Origin of the sequence: Mycobacterium sp. pV006, from assembly GCF_041287115.1 — a bacterium.
GTDB lineage: Bacteria > Actinomycetota > Actinomycetes > Mycobacteriales > Mycobacteriaceae > Mycobacterium.
The window spans coordinates 218,549-232,019 of the sequence record NZ_JBGGKT010000007.1 but is presented as its reverse complement, the minus strand read 5'-3'; the positions used below and the strand labels follow the sequence as shown (position 1 = coordinate 232,019).

General features: G+C 68.0%; 14 protein-coding genes. 6 read left to right on the top strand and 8 right to left on the bottom strand.

The features are described 5' to 3' along the window. Nucleotides 1-128 precede the first annotated feature (128 nt). On the top strand, nucleotides 129-407 hold the full coding sequence (locus ACAG25_RS13530) for a hypothetical protein (protein ID WP_370488963.1): 279 nt from the start codon (nucleotides 129-131) through the stop codon (nucleotides 405-407). 64 nt (nucleotides 408-471) lie between these two features. Beyond that, nucleotides 472-942: a DUF5078 domain-containing protein gene (locus ACAG25_RS13525; RefSeq protein ID WP_370488962.1), complete on the top strand. Its 471-nt coding sequence runs from the start codon at nucleotides 472-474 to the stop codon at nucleotides 940-942. A 169-nt stretch (nucleotides 943-1,111) separates the two neighbouring features. Here the strand turns inward: ACAG25_RS13525 and ACAG25_RS13520 are convergent, their stop codons facing one another. Genes ACAG25_RS13520 through ACAG25_RS13510 form a run of 3 tightly spaced genes read right to left on the bottom strand, consistent with a single transcriptional unit; the run spans nucleotide 1,112 to nucleotide 4,793 of the window. Next, a complete protein-coding gene (locus ACAG25_RS13520; RefSeq protein WP_370488961.1) occupies nucleotides 1,112-1,465 on the bottom strand; it encodes a DUF732 domain-containing protein in 354 nt (117 codons plus the stop codon). Then, the gene (locus tag ACAG25_RS13515) at nucleotides 1,462-4,368 is read right to left on the bottom strand and encodes an RND family transporter (RefSeq protein WP_370488960.1); all 2,907 of its coding nucleotides are present in this window, start codon (nucleotides 4,366-4,368) and stop codon (nucleotides 1,462-1,464) included. The genes ACAG25_RS13520 and ACAG25_RS13515 overlap by 4 nt, the downstream gene beginning before the upstream one ends. Further along, nucleotides 4,365-4,793 (bottom strand): MmpS family transport accessory protein, encoded by a 429-nt coding sequence (locus tag ACAG25_RS13510; RefSeq protein ID WP_370488959.1) that lies wholly within the window; start codon nucleotides 4,791-4,793, stop codon nucleotides 4,365-4,367. Before ACAG25_RS13510 ends, ACAG25_RS13515 begins: the two co-directional genes overlap by 4 nt. Before the next feature lie 250 nt (nucleotides 4,794-5,043). On the opposite strand from ACAG25_RS13510, the gene ACAG25_RS13505 reads away from it, so the two are divergent. Beyond that, nucleotides 5,044-6,234: a cytochrome P450 gene (locus tag ACAG25_RS13505; RefSeq protein WP_370488958.1), complete on the top strand. Its 1,191-nt coding sequence runs from the start codon at nucleotides 5,044-5,046 to the stop codon at nucleotides 6,232-6,234. A 4-nt stretch (nucleotides 6,235-6,238) separates the two neighbouring features. Here the strand turns inward: ACAG25_RS13505 and ACAG25_RS13500 are convergent, their stop codons facing one another. Continuing rightward, a complete protein-coding gene (locus ACAG25_RS13500) occupies nucleotides 6,239-6,643 on the bottom strand; it encodes a hypothetical protein (protein WP_370488957.1) in 405 nt (134 codons plus the stop codon). Between the two features lie 79 nt (nucleotides 6,644-6,722). Between ACAG25_RS13500 and ACAG25_RS13495 the strand changes: the two genes are divergently transcribed. The 3 genes from ACAG25_RS13495 to ACAG25_RS13485 all read left to right on the top strand — a co-directional run bounded on the left by ACAG25_RS13495 (nucleotide 6,723) and on the right by ACAG25_RS13485 (nucleotide 8,645). Beyond that, a complete protein-coding gene (locus ACAG25_RS13495; protein WP_370488956.1) occupies nucleotides 6,723-7,547 on the top strand; it encodes a nuclear transport factor 2 family protein in 825 nt (274 codons plus the stop codon). Between the two features lie 66 nt (nucleotides 7,548-7,613). Beyond that, nucleotides 7,614-8,180 (top strand): hypothetical protein, encoded by a 567-nt coding sequence (locus ACAG25_RS13490; RefSeq protein ID WP_370488955.1) that lies wholly within the window; start codon nucleotides 7,614-7,616, stop codon nucleotides 8,178-8,180. Then, nucleotides 8,181-8,645, top strand: a complete 465-nt coding sequence (locus tag ACAG25_RS13485) for an NUDIX domain-containing protein (protein WP_370488954.1) — start codon at nucleotides 8,181-8,183, stop codon at nucleotides 8,643-8,645. It begins immediately after the preceding gene. A gap of 1 nt (nucleotide 8,646) precedes the next feature. Here the strand turns inward: ACAG25_RS13485 and ACAG25_RS13480 are convergent, their stop codons facing one another. The 4 genes from ACAG25_RS13480 to malQ form a co-directional block, all read right to left on the bottom strand. Beyond that, nucleotides 8,647-9,648, bottom strand: coding sequence for a 2Fe-2S iron-sulfur cluster-binding protein (locus tag ACAG25_RS13480; protein ID WP_370489010.1), 1,002 nt, complete (start codon nucleotides 9,646-9,648; stop codon nucleotides 8,647-8,649). A 62-nt stretch (nucleotides 9,649-9,710) separates the two neighbouring features. After that, nucleotides 9,711-10,610: a metal-dependent hydrolase gene (locus ACAG25_RS13475; RefSeq protein WP_370488953.1), complete on the bottom strand. Its 900-nt coding sequence runs from the start codon at nucleotides 10,608-10,610 to the stop codon at nucleotides 9,711-9,713. A 58-nt stretch (nucleotides 10,611-10,668) separates the two neighbouring features. After that, on the bottom strand, nucleotides 10,669-11,133 hold the full coding sequence (locus ACAG25_RS13470) for a hypothetical protein (RefSeq protein ID WP_370488952.1): 465 nt from the start codon (nucleotides 11,131-11,133) through the stop codon (nucleotides 10,669-10,671). Between the two features lie 125 nt (nucleotides 11,134-11,258). Beyond that, the gene (malQ, locus tag ACAG25_RS13465; RefSeq protein ID WP_370488951.1) at nucleotides 11,259-13,403 is read right to left on the bottom strand and encodes a 4-alpha-glucanotransferase; all 2,145 of its coding nucleotides are present in this window, start codon (nucleotides 13,401-13,403) and stop codon (nucleotides 11,259-11,261) included. Nucleotides 13,404-13,471: the final 68 nt, after the last annotated feature.

Below are 13,471 nucleotides of genomic sequence, written 5' to 3'. Positions count from 1 at the left end.
TGCGAGCGCGGAAATGGCGGTGAACCGGGGCCGCGGCGCCATCCGGGACCAGGAACCCCGTTTCGACGGGACCATTGGTGGTTAACTATGCTAATCAACCTGACGCGATACCGACCGAAGGTGATCTGATGACCTCGACCAAGACCGTGCTGTCCGCCGCCGCCGTCGCGGGTGGACTCGCGGCGGCGCTGCTGTTCGGCACCGGCGCAACCGCGGGGGCGCAGCCCCCGCCACCTCCGGCGCCCGCCGTCGGTGAGCCGCCTCCGGCGTGGGCGCCGCCGAAGCCGGCCGAGGTCTGGAACGGACAACCGGTGGTGTGGAATTCTGCCTGGGGTGGCCGTTGGGGCGTATGGATCAACGGCGCCTGGATCTCGTTGACGTCGAACCCCGTCACCGGCGGCGGCTGACGCACGTGCCTAGCTGGGCTATACAATCTTTCAGGTCGACCGCACCAACGAAGCAGGAGAAACGATGACCGGACTGATCAGTCGTGTCGCACGCGCGGGTCTGGGGATCCTCGGCGCCACCGCGGTCAGCCTCACCCTGGCCGGTCCGGCGATGGCCGACTCCACCGACGACTTCCCGATTCCGCGCCGCATGATCCATACCACCTGCGACGTCGAGCAGTACATGGCCGCGGCGCGCGACACCAGCCCGGTGTACTTCGAGCGCTACATGATCGACCGCAGCAACCGCCCGGCCGATGTGCAGCAGGCCGCGTTCGACCGCATCCACTGGTTCTTCTCGCTGGATCCCGTTGCCCGCCGGCAGTATTCGGAGAACACCGCGACCAATGTGTTCTACGAGCAGGTCGCCACGCGCTGGGGCAACTGGGCCAAGCTGTTCTTCCACAACAAGGGTGTGGTCGCCCACGCCACCGATGTCTGCATGAACTACCCGCGCGGCGACATGTCGGTGTGGGACTGGCCGGTCGCCCGGTAACTGCTGTCACACGAATCCACGTTCTGCAGCCAACGTTCGAGTAGAGCCCTGCAGAACGTGGATTTCTGTTACCGGTGGGGCTTACCGGCGTGCCGGCGCGCTCTGACCGCTGACGGAACGCAATGAACCCCGGGCCGCTGGGCGACCCGGGGTCCGTCGAAGGCTCGAGCTACTGGCGCGCCTGGTCGAGCACCGGGAGCTTGTCGGGGCAGTAGGTCCGCAGACCGGCCGCGAGGAACTTCCACGCCTGCTCGGTGGAGCTGCCGTTCTCCAGCTGGTTGTGCACGAACTCGGCCGCCTCGAACGCGTCGGCGTCCACGCCGGTGGCGATCCGCTTGCACGTGATCTTGCCGATCCAGGCGTTGTAGTCCTTCTGCCCGTAGATCCCGTAGGTGTTGAGCTCGTTGGTGAACGCGGTGTCCGGGTCGGCCGCCGCGGGGGCGGCGAACATCAACCCCGCCGTCGGGGCGCTGAACACCAATCCCATCGCCACCGTCGCAGCACCGATCAGTGTGCGCCTCATGCCCTTACTCCTTCCGACGGATCCGATTGCAGCCCACCGGGTCTCGGCCACGGGGCGGGCACCGGTCGGGTGCGCACCCGCTGGGGCCACCAGAACCACGGACCCAACAGGGCCGCGATCGACGGCGTCATGAACGCCCGGATGACCAGGGTGTCGAACAGCAGGCCCAGACCGATGGTGGTGCCGACCTGCCCGATCACGGTCAACTCGCTGACCGCCATCGACATCATGGTAAACGCGAACACCAGTCCCGCGGCCGTCACCACCGAGCCACTGCCACCCATCGCGCGGATGATCCCGGTGCCGATACCGGCGTGTATCTCCTCTTTGAGGCGGGAGACCAACAGCAGGTTGTAGTCCGCGCCCACGGCCAACAGGATGATCACCGCCATGGCCAACACCATCCAGTGCAGCGGTTGGCCCAGGATGTGTTGCCAGAACAGCACCGACAGACCGAACGACGCGCCCAGCGACACCACCACCGTGCCGACGATCACCGCGGCCGCGACGATCGCGCGGGTGATCAGCAGCATGATGATGAAGATCAGCGCCATCGCCGATATGCCGGCGATCAGCAGGTCGTAGTTGTTGCCGTCCTGCATGTCCTTGAAGACCGACGCCGAACCGCCCAGATAGACCTTGGACCCCTCCAGCGGAGTGCCCTTGATCGCCTCCTTGGCGGCGGTCTTGATCGCGTCGATCCGGTCGACACCTTCCTGGGTCAGCGGGTCGCCCTCGTGGGCGATGATGAAGCGGACCGCGTGGCCGTCAGGGGAGAGGAACTGCTCGAGCCCGCGCTGGAAGTCCTTGTTGTCGAAGATCTCCGGGGGCAGATAGAACGAGTCGTCGTTCATCGAGTTGTCGAACGCCTCACCCATGGCGTCGGCGTCCTCCGACATCGCCGCCATCTGGTCCTGCATGCCCTTCTGCGACTGATACATCGTCAGCATCATCGTGCGCATGGTCTTCATGGTCTCGATCATCTCGGGCATCAGCGCGACCATCTGCGGCATCAACATGTCCAGCCGCTTCATGTCGGGCAGGATCGCCTTGATGTCGTCGGTCATCACGTTGATGCCGTCGAGGGTGTCGAACACCGACCGCAGCGCCCAGCAGACCGGGATGTTGTAGCAGTGCGGCTCCCAGTAGAAGTAGCTGCGGATGGGGCGGAAGAAGTCGTCGAAGTTGGCGATGCTGTCGCGCAGGTCTTCGATGTTGACGACCATCCCCTCCATCTTCGTCACCATGCTGTGGGTGATCTCCGACATCTGGGTGGTCAGGCTCGACATCTTCTCCATCGTCTTGATGGTGTCGGCCATCTCGTCGGCCTGGACCAGCATGTCGGCCATCCGGTCCTGCATGTACTTCTCGTTGAGCCGCTGAGTGGTGCTCTGCATGCTCATCTGGAACGGGATCGAGGTGTGCTTGATCGGCTTGCCGTCGGGACGGGTGATCGCCTGGACGCGCGCGATTCCCTCGACCCGGAACAGCGCCTTGGCGATCTTGTCGATCACGAGGAAGTCCGCCGAGTTCCGCAGGTCGTGGTCACTCTCGACCATCAACAACTCGGGGTTCATCCGCGCCTGGTCGAAATGTTCGTCGGCGACCGCGTAGCCCACGTTGGCCGGCAGATCCGCCGGCAGGTACTTGCGGTCGTTGTAGTTGGTCTCGTAACCGGGCAGGGTCAGCAGCCCGACGAGCGACAGCGCCACCGTGGCCACCAGGATCGGTCCGGGCCAGCGGACCACGGCCGCACCCACCTTGCGCCATCCGCGGATCCGCATGGCGCGCTTGGGTTCCAGCAGGTTCCCGAACCGTGTCGCCACGCTGATCATGGCGACCATCAGCACCACGCCGCCCATCACGACCACGAACATGCCGATGGCCAACGGCACGCCCAGGGTCTGGAAGTAGGGCAATCGGGTGAAGCTCAGACAGTAGGTGGCGCCCGCGATCGTCAGGCCCGACCCCAGCACCACGTGCGCGGTGCCGTGGAACATCGTGTAGAACGCGGACTCCTTGTCCTCGCCCATGGTGCGTGCTTCCTGATATCTGCCTATCAGGAAGATCGCGTAGTCCGTCGCGGCGGCGATCGCCAGCGTCACCAACAGGTTGGTCGCGAACAGGGAGAGCCCGATGATCTCGTGCCAGCCCAGAAACGCCACCACACCGCGCGCGGTCAGCAGCGACAGCACCACCATCACCAGGGTCAGCAGCACGGTGATGATCGAGCGGTACACCAACAGCAGCATCACGATGATGACCGTGAAGGTGGCTGCCTCGATCAGCCGCATACTGCGGTCGCTGGCGATGTGCTGATCGGCGGCCAGCGCCGCCGGTCCGGTCACGAACGCCCGCACACCGGGCGGCGGTTCCAGGCTCTTGACGATCTCCTGGACCGTCTTGACGGACTCGTTGGCCAGTGACTCACCCTGGTTACCGGCGAGCTTGACCTGGACGTAGGCAGACTTGCCGTCGTTGCTCTGCGATCCGGCGGCGGTGAGTGGATCACTCCAGAAGTCCTGCACCGACTGCACGTGCTTGGTGTCGGCCTCGAGGCGTTCGACGAGCATGTCGTACCACGCGTGGGCCTCGTCGCCGAGCGGTTCGTCGCCCTCGAAGATGATCATCACCGAGCTGTCGGAGTCACCCTCCTCGAACAGCTCGCCGACCTTCTTCATCGAGATCAGCGACGGCGCGTCGTCGGGGCTCATCGAGACCGCGCGCGCCTCGCCGACCGCCTCCAGTTGCGGCACGCTGACGTTGAGGAACGCCACGATGGCGATCCAGATCAGGATGATCGGGACCGCGAACGTGCGGATGAAGCGGGGGATCGCCGGCCGGTGCAGGGGCCGGCCCGGCGGGAATTTGTCGGTCGGCGGATCGCTGAGATGCGTGCTCATGCGTTCTTCACGAAGCAGAAGGTCTGGGCGTTCACGCCGTTGCTCGTCCTCTCGTCCTTGAGCTCGTCATCGACGTAGACGCGGCAGGTGATCGTCGACCCGTCGCCCTGGGCGACGAGGTTGGGCGCGGCCGACGGCTCGGTGGTGCTCAACGTCAGCGACCACGGGAGCGCCACGGCGTCGATGCGCTGCGGCTTGGCTTCCAGATCGAGGTAGTTGACGTCGGCGTACGACCCGTTTCCGGAGACCTCGTACCGAACCACCTTGGGGTCGAACGGTTCTGGGAGATCGGCGAAGTTGCGCGGCGTCTCGATGATGCCTTCGGAACCGAAGAAGGTCCGGATGCGTGAGACCGTCAAACCGGCGATGACGACGACCACCACGATGAGTAGCGGAAGCCATGCCTTCTTCAAGACGGTGATCATGACGTCAGATCCCGGCACATGCCCCGCGGCCACCTCTGATTTCGTGTGTCGAATGTTCGGTTGATCGTAACTTAGCCGGTATAACTTCTCACTCGACGGCCGATCGGCTCAAGTCGTTGTGGCGTTGCCGACTCACGCGCCCGAGAAGTGATCCACGTCACACCGAATCCCTTGACCGCGCCAGAACGGCGCTGCTAGACATAGCAAACCCGATGCTGTGCGACCGCCCAGACCACTGTAGAGGAGGATTGTGCAGACGACGGTCTACTACGACCCCTACGACGTCGGAATCGTCGCCGATCCGTACCCCACCTACGCGCGGCTACGCGACGAAGCGCCACTGTATTACAACGAGCGCCACGACTTCTGGGCGTTGTCCCGTCACGCCGACGTGGAGAAGGCGCTGCTGGACTGGAACACCTTCTCCAATAGCCGCAGCGACATCCTCGAGCTGGTGAAATCCGATTTCGACATGCCCAAGGGCGTGATGATGTTCGAGGACCCGCCCACCCACACGCTGTTGCGGGGCCTGATGTCCCGGGTGTTCACGCCGCGCCGGATGGCCGAGATCGAAGACCAGATCCGCCAGTACTGCATCAACTGTCTGGACCCGCTGGTCGGGGCGGAGAGCTTCGACGTCATCGCCGAGCTGGCCGCGATGATGCCCATGCGCGTCATCGGCATGCTGCTGGGCATCCCGGAATCGGAGCAGGTCTCGGTGCGCGACGCCAACGACGCGAACCTGCGCACCAAGCCCGGCGCGCCGATGAAGGTCGCCGATCCCGACCGGATCGCCGACGGCCGTATCTACGCCGACTACGTGGAATGGCGGGCCGCCAACCCTTCTGACGATTTGATGACGGCTCTGCTCAACGTCGAGTTCACCGACGAGGACGGCGTGCACCGCAAGCTCACCCGCAAAGAGGTGCTGCACTACACCCAGGTGGTCGCGGGTGCGGGCAACGAGACCACCGGCCGCTTGATCGGCTGGCTGGCCAAGGTGCTCGCCGAGCATCCCGACCAGCGACGCGAGATCGTCGAGGACCGGTCGCTGCTGTCACGCGCCGTCGACGAGACGCTGCGGTTCGAACCGACCGGTCCGCACGTGGCGCGCTGGATGGCGCGCGACTTCGAGGCCTACGGGCAGACGGTGCCGGCCGGCAGCGCGATGCTGTTGTTGTTCGGCGCGGCCAACCGCGACGAGCGCCGCTACGACCGCCCGGACACCTTCGACATCCACCGCGACAACATCAGCCATGTCACGTTCGGCAAGGGACTGCATTACTGCCTCGGCGCCAACCTCGCGCGTCTGGAGGGCCGGGTCGCCCTCGACGAACTGCTCAACCGCTGGCCGGAGTGGGACGTCGACTACGACACCGCGCGTCTGGCGCCGACCTCGACGGTGCGCGGTTGGGAGCATCTGCGCATCGTGGTGCGCTGACGCGTCACGCCCCGTCGGCCTGCTCGGCGGTGGGCGAGTCGAGCACGCTGACGGCGATGCCGTAGGGCAGGAAGCGCACCCGCCGGCGGGGATCGGTGTTGTCCTTGTTGGCCCGCAACGCATCCAGCTCGGTGGGGTAGACCTGCTCGATCTGCGCGCCGCCGTCGTCGTCGATGGTGTAGATGGCCCACACCCCGTCGCCGGTGTCGCCGGTGGTCGGCGGCTCGGCGCGACGCGTGGACGGGCGGGTGAACTCGTCGAACAGCGCCGACCAGCCGGACCGCTCGGTCGGGGTCGCCATGAACCTGCCGACACCGTCGAGGACCTCGCGCAGCCCCTCACCGGCCTCCCGCACGACGCGGTCGAAATCCTCGGGGTCGAACCCGAACGGTCCGTTGCCACTGCTCATAGCTTCCTCCTGGTGAGCTGGTGCGGATGTTTCCAGTGTGCCCGTCTCCGCCCGGGGAGTCGACTGCCGAACGTCGCAGATGGTAGGCAACGATATGGCGTTCACCCGCGACGACGTCCTGACCGCGGCGCAGCGGTCACTGGCCGCCGCCAATGCCCACGACCGCGCCGGCTGGATCGGGCTGTTCGCCGACGACGGCCGGGTCGAGGATCCGGTGGGCACCAGCCCGCATCACGGGCACAGCGCGATCGCCCGCTTCTACGACACGTTCATCGGGCCGCGCACCGTGGACTTCCGCCCGCACGCCGACATCGTCTGCGGCACCACGGTGGTACGCGACCTGACGCTGGAGATCGTGATGTCGTCGACGCTGACGCTGGAGGTGCCCACCTTCATCCGCTACGACCTGCGAGAGGTGGATCAGACGCTGCGGATCGCGGCGCTGTCGGCGTACTGGGAGCTGCCCGCCATGGTCGGTCAGTTCGCCCGCAAAGGGGTGGCCGCGCTTCCGGCCGGCGTCGCATTGGGACGCTCGATGCTGCGCAACCAGGGCCTGGTCGGCAGCCTGGGTTTCGCCGGGGGCTTCATGTCCCTCGGCTCCGCCGGCCGGAAGCTGTTCGCCGACTTCCTCGACGCCGCCTGTCGCGGCGACGAGGTCGGACTGCGTCGCACCACGGCGTCGGCGACCTTGCTGCGCGGCGACGACGGCACGGTCACGAACTCCGAACTGGCCGCCGAGATGTCGGGCGCCCGGTGGGACAAGCTGATCAGCTCGGGACGGTCGGTCGCCGCCCGCGTCGACCGCGACGGCGTGGCCGGTGTGGTTTTCGGCGACGTGCGCGGCCGCGTGGGGCAGGAACGGGCCGCGTTGTCGCGGCTGTGCTGGTTCACCGAAAGCGCGTGAACTCGCCGCTGCGCGACGGCCGCGTTGTCGCGATCGGCGGGGCCGCCGTGCAAAGCTGAGCACACCATGGACAACTCTGCGCACTTCGTGTCCTACGAGGAATTCGGCCGCCGGTTCTTCGAGGTCGCCGTCAACGAAGACCGGGTCGGCAGCGCGATCGGCCAGATCGCGGGCGACGCTTTCGAGATGGGCCCGATCGCCCAGGGGCCGGGGAAACTGGCGAAGGTGACGGCCAAGGTGCGCATCCAGCAGCCGCGGGTCAGCCGCAACCTCGGGGAACTGATCACCTTCGAGATCCGCATCCCGTTGGAGATCGACATGGTGGTGGATCTTCGCATCGACAAACCGAAGTTCATGGTGTTCGGCGAGATCGCGCTGAAGGCGACCGCGCGTGCCGCCGAGCCGCTGCTGTTGATCCTCGACGTCGAGAAGCCGCGGCCCTCCGACATCACCATCCACGTCACGTCGAAGACGCTGCGGGCCGAGGTGGTCCGCATCGTCGGGGGTGTGGACGCCGAGATCAAACGGTTCATCGCGATGCACGTCGCCGGCGAGATCGACAGCCCCGAATCGCAACAGGCCAAGGTCATCGACGTCGCACAGCAACTCGACGAGACCTGGACCGGGATCTGAGTGGCGAAGCTCAGCGCCGGGCTGCTGCTCCACCGCGACAGCGACGGCGTGCTGGAGGTGCTCATCGCGCACCCCGGGGGGCCGTTCTGGGCGCGGAAGGACGACGGGGCGTGGTCGATCCCGAAGGGGGAGTACACCGACGGTGACGATCCGTGGGCGGTCGCGCAGCGCGAGTTCGAGGAGGAGCTCGGTAAACCCGCACCGGCGGGACCGCGGATCGACCTCGGATCGCTGCGACAGCCCGGCGGCAAGATCGTCACCGCGTTCGCCGTGCGCGCCGACCTGGACCTCGACGGCACGTTCAGCAACACATTCACCCTCGAATGGCCCAGGGGGTCAGGCAAATTCGTGGAGTTCCCGGAGGTCGACCGGGTGGCGTGGTGTGACGTCGAGACCGCGCGGGTGAAGTTGCTCAAAGGGCAGCGCCCGCTGCTGGATCGACTGGAAGCCGCGCTTTCGGACTGACTCAGAGGTCCAGGGTCAGCGTCGACCCGGGTGCCGCACGCGACACACAGGTCAGCATCTGACCGGCGGCCCGCTCGGGGTCCGACAGCAGCGTGTCGCGGTGCTCGACGTCTCCGGCCAGCACCCGGGTGCGACACGTCCCGCAGAAGCCCTGCTGACACGAATACGGTGCTGTGACATCGGATCTGCGCAGCGCCGCCAACAACGTCTCGTCGGCGGCCACGGCGACCGTGCGTCCGGTGGAGGCGACGGTGACGTCGAACGGATGCCCGTCGACGACCGGCGGTGCGGCGAAGCGTTCGAAGTGCAGTTCCACGTCGTCGCGACCGGCCAGCGCGGCGCGCACGGCGGTGAGCATCGGCGCGGGACCGCACGCGTAGACCGCGGTGCCGGCCGGGCAGTCGCCGAGCAGGTCGGCGGCATCCGGCACGCCGTGGTGATCGTCGGTGCGCACCGTGACGGGGTCGCCGAACGCGGTCACCTCGTCGACGAACGGCAGGCTGTCCGCCGAGCGCCCGGTGTAGATCATCGACCAGTCCACCCCACACCGCTGCGCCCAGCCCAGCATGGGCAGGATCGGTGTGATCCCGATGCCACCGGCGATGAACCGCAGCCGCCGGGTCGGCGAACCGAACCCCGGCACCGTCATCGGGAACGCGTTGCGCGGGCCGTGCGACCGGACGACGGCACCGACCGGCAGGTCGTGGACCTCGACCGACCCGCCGCCCCCGGCGGGGATGCGGCGCACCGCGATCCGGTAGGCGCCGGTGTCGTCCGGATCGCCGCACAGCGAGTACTGGCGGATCCGGCCGCTGGGCAGGTGGATGTCCAGATGGGAGCCCGGGAACCACCGCGGCAGCGCGTCGGTGCCCGCCAAGGTCAACTCGACCACGTCCTGGTCGCGGGCCACGACCCGCCGCCGGGTCACGGTCAGATCCAGGACGCCGGGTTGCCCGCCCGGAAGATCGGGCGGCCGCCGCAGCGCCGACGCGGTCGTCAGCATCGTCGACAGCGCGGCACCGGCCACCCGCACCAGGACGCTGCGTGTCCGGCGTTGCTGCTGCGTCACAGATGCGCGGCCCGGGCCGCGGGGGAGGACGCCAGGTAGGCCACCGCCTGGGCCGTCGACCCCAGATCCGCCGGTGAGTAGTCGCGACGGAAGTACGACAGGGTGCTGGTACCGAACAGGTGCCGGTAGTGCGGCAGCAACCCGAGTTTCGAGTCACGCATCCGCATCCGGTTGAACGTCCACCAGTTGGCTTCGACGCTCGGGTCCTTCTTGACTAGGTACCACGTCGCCCGCTGGAAGAACACGAACAACATGGTCGCCGCGACGCTCATGGCCCGGACCCGGCTGAGGTAGCTGTCGTCGAAGTACACCGCGACATCGTGGGCCACGCTGCGGTGTTCCACCTCCTCGCTGCCGTGCCAGCGGAACAGGTCCACCATCGTCGGGTCGGCCCCGTGGTCGTCCCACGCGCAGTTGAGCGCGAAATCGCCCATCACGGCGGTGTAGTGCTCGATGGCCGCGATCAACCACAGCCGCTCCCGCAGGTGGTTCATGCGGCGGCGCGGATCCGCGGTCTTCGGCGGCGACAGCGGTCCGCCGAAGATGTGGTCCACCTGGGCGAGGATCGGCGCCGCGTTGACGCCGTGGGCCTCCATGAAGTCGTGCAGCACCTGCTCGTGCACGTCGGCGTGGGTGGCCTCCTGGCCGATGAAACCGCGGATGTCGTCGGCGAGCTTGGCGTCCGCGACGTGGGGCAACGCCTCGTCGAAGGTGCGCACGAACCAGCGCTCGCCGGCCGGCAGGACGATGTTGAGCATGCTGACCATGTGCGACGCCACAGGGTGGCCGGGGATCCAGTGCAACGGGATCCCGGCGACGTCGAAGTGCACCTGCCGGGCCTGGATCTGCACCGGGCCCGGGTCGATCTCATGGTCAAAACGGCGAGGTCGCAGCATGAGCCGAGTCTACGACGAAACGCCGGTTATGTGGGAACGGCGGTCCCCGATACTTGCGTCAGGGGCGGGGCGAGGTGTTGGCGATGATCGGCGCCACGTTGCCGGCCTGACCGGGCGCGACCGGAGTGCCGGCCCCCGGGGCACCGGGGATCGGGACCATCGGGGTCGGGGTCACCGTGGTGACGCCGTTGGCGCCCACCCGCGGACCGCCGGTGGGACCCATCGCCTTGATCTGGTCGGCGGCGGCCTGGGTGCAGTCCAGCATGAGCTGCATGCGGCCCTTGCCGGTGATCTTCTGCTGGCTGACCAGGCATGCCGACTGCGGCAGCACGCTGCCGGTGGAGCCGCCGAAATAGGCCTTGACGCCCTGGCTCTTCAGGATGGCCAGCGCCCGTCCGTACTGCTCGCCCAGCACGTTGTGCGGATGTGAGTCTGCGGGTTGCGCGAGCGCGCCACCTGCGCCGAGCAGGGCGATGACGCCCGCGGCGACGACTCCGCCGCCGGCCACGACGAGCTTTCTCACGTCAGGTCTCCTCGTTTCGGTGGTGGTGCGGTGCGAAACATATCGCAGCGGTCTCCGATGTGAAACCGCTGCGACCCCGCCCAGCGTTACATGTGCCGGCGCCGACCGCAGGTCGAGCGCGGGGCTCAGTCGTGGGCCGGACGCACCGCCGCGCGCATCGCCTCGCACAACCGCGCGGCACTCTCGTCGACGAAGACGTCTTCGAGCAGAACCTGGCGCCCTTGCGAATCACCCAGCGGGACACGCCAGTTCGGGTATTCGTCGGTGGTGCCGGGCTGGTTCTGGGTGCGCACCTCGCCGACGGCGTCGGCCAGCGACAGCGACAGCAGCCGCGACGGGGTGCGTCCCAGGTAGCGGTGCAGCGCCAGCACGATGTCCTCGACCCCGGCATCGTCGTCGAGCAGGCCGACGCGACGCAGTTCGGCCAGCCACGCGTCCTGCGCGGCACGGTCGTCGGCCAGTTCCTCCTCGGCGGGGCGGGTCAGCAGGCCCAGCCGGTCGCGGAGCCGCACATGCTCCCCGGCCAGGTAACCGGCCGTCGGCGGCAGATCGTGGGTGGTGACCGCCGAGAGGCAGAACTCGCGCCACCGCTCGGCCGGCACCGGCGCACCGTCGCCGTCATGGTCGTTCTCGAACCACAGGATCGACGTACCGAACAGGCCCCGATCACGCAGGTAGTCGCGCACCCAGGGTTCCACCGTGCCGAGGTCCTCGCCAACGACCACGGCACCGGCGCGCTGCGCCTCCAGCGCCACGATGCCGATCATCGCCTCGTGGTCGTAGCGGACGTAGGTGCCGTCGGTCGGGGGCGCCCCCTCGGGGATCCACCACAGCCGGAACAGGCCGAGGATGTGATCGATGCGCACGCCGCCGGCGTGCCGGAGCACGGCGTTGACCAGCGCCCGGAACGGCTCGTAGGCCTGTTCGGCGAGCCGGTCGGGACGCCACGGCGGCTGCGACCAGTCCTGCCCCAGCTGGTTGAACTCGTCGGGCGGCGCACCGGCGGTGACACCGAGCGCAAGCACGTCCTGCAGGGCCCAGGCGTCGGCACCGTTCGGGTCGACCCCGACCGCGAGGTCACCCATGATGCCCAGCCCCATACCCGCCGACACCGCCCGCGTCTGCGCGGCGCTCAGCTGCTCGTCCAGCAGCCACTGCAGCCACCGGTGGAAATCGACCTCGGCGACGTGGGTGGCGGCGAACTCGGCGACCGCCTCCGACCGCGGGTGGCGCAGCTCCTCCGGCCACCGGTGCCAGTCGGCGCCGTAGTGCTCGGCCAGCGCACACCAGGTGGCGAAGTCGTCGAGGCTCTGCCCTTCGCGGGCGCAGTACGCGTCATAGGCGATCTGGCGGCCGGCGGAGAACTCCACGAGATACACCGTTTCCAGCGCAGCGCGTTTGGCCTTCCACGACCGGTCGCGGTCGATCTGCGCCGACCGGTCCGCCCGTGACTGCACGGCCAACCGGGACTTGCGGATCCGTCCCCGGTGCCGCACCTCGGCGTACTCGGGGATGGCCTCCACGCGCAGATAGATCGGGTTGACGAAGCGCCGGGAGGTCGGCAGATACGGCGACGGCTCCATCGGCGCCGTCGGCGCTGCGGCGTGCAGAGGATTGACCAGCACGAAACCCGCGCCGTGCCGGGCCGCCGACCAGACCGCGAGGTCGGTCAGGTCCGTCAGATCGCCGACTCCCCACGAATCGGCCGACCGCACGCTGTAGAGCTGGATGGCCAGCCCCCAGGTGCGGCCGGCGCCCAACCGCGCCGGAACGTCAAGACGGGCGGGTGTCACGATCACCGCCGTCGAGGTCTGGAAGTCACCGACCCGCATGTGCAACCGGTGGTAGCCCGGCGGCAGATCGGCGGGCAGCTCGAAGGACGCTTCGCCGATCAGGCGGCCGTCGAGATCGTAAGGGCCGGAATTGTTTTCGATCTGGCGCAGCCCGTCGCGGGTGGTGCCGTCCTCCAGCACCAGCCACACCGTCACCGGGTCGCCGTGGGTGACATGGACCCAGAACGCGGTGGTGTCGCCGCTGCGCCCGACGACCGAGGGTGGCAGCGAACGTGCCCAGTACGCGCGGTCGTGCGCCGCGAGCGCAGCGACCCGATCGTCCTCGGTCCCGGCCTGCACACCGAGGGCGGCGAGCACCGCCACCAACGTCGACTCGGGCACGGGGACACGCCGCCGGCGCCAGTCCTCGTAGTCGGTGGCGACGCCGTAGCGCCGCGCGAGCTCGGTCAGCGAGGCCGGGCGCCCACCATCAGTCATGGCGCCATCTTGCCCTCTGCGGGCCCGAGGCAAACGTCGGGCGAATGCGCTTCGGTAGGGTCGGATCG

What these genes read in the sequence shown, in the direction of transcription:
- ACAG25_RS13530 (WP_370488963.1), top strand. Translation starts at nt 129, where the DNA reads ATGACCTCGACCAAGACCGTGCTGTCCGCCGCCGCCGTCGCGGGTGGA.
- ACAG25_RS13500 (WP_370488957.1), bottom strand. Translation starts at nt 6,643, where the DNA reads ATGAGCAGTGGCAACGGACCGTTCGGGTTCGACCCCGAGGATTTCGAC.
- ACAG25_RS13515 (WP_370488960.1), bottom strand. Translation starts at nt 4,368, where the DNA reads ATGAGCACGCATCTCAGCGATCCGCCGACCGACAAATTCCCGCCGGGC.
- malQ (WP_370488951.1), bottom strand. Translation starts at nt 13,403, where the DNA reads ATGACTGATGGTGGGCGCCCGGCCTCGCTGACCGAGCTCGCGCGGCGC.
- ACAG25_RS13525 (WP_370488962.1), top strand. Translation starts at nt 472, where the DNA reads ATGACCGGACTGATCAGTCGTGTCGCACGCGCGGGTCTGGGGATCCTC.
- ACAG25_RS13490 (WP_370488955.1), top strand. Translation starts at nt 7,614, where the DNA reads ATGGACAACTCTGCGCACTTCGTGTCCTACGAGGAATTCGGCCGCCGG.
- ACAG25_RS13475 (WP_370488953.1), bottom strand. Translation starts at nt 10,610, where the DNA reads ATGCTGCGACCTCGCCGTTTTGACCATGAGATCGACCCGGGCCCGGTG.
- ACAG25_RS13520 (WP_370488961.1), bottom strand. Translation starts at nt 1,465, where the DNA reads ATGAGGCGCACACTGATCGGTGCTGCGACGGTGGCGATGGGATTGGTG.
- ACAG25_RS13480 (WP_370489010.1), bottom strand. Translation starts at nt 9,648, where the DNA reads ATGCTGACGACCGCGTCGGCGCTGCGGCGGCCGCCCGATCTTCCGGGC.
- ACAG25_RS13510 (WP_370488959.1), bottom strand. Translation starts at nt 4,793, where the DNA reads ATGATCACCGTCTTGAAGAAGGCATGGCTTCCGCTACTCATCGTGGTG.
- ACAG25_RS13495 (WP_370488956.1), top strand. Translation starts at nt 6,723, where the DNA reads ATGGTAGGCAACGATATGGCGTTCACCCGCGACGACGTCCTGACCGCG.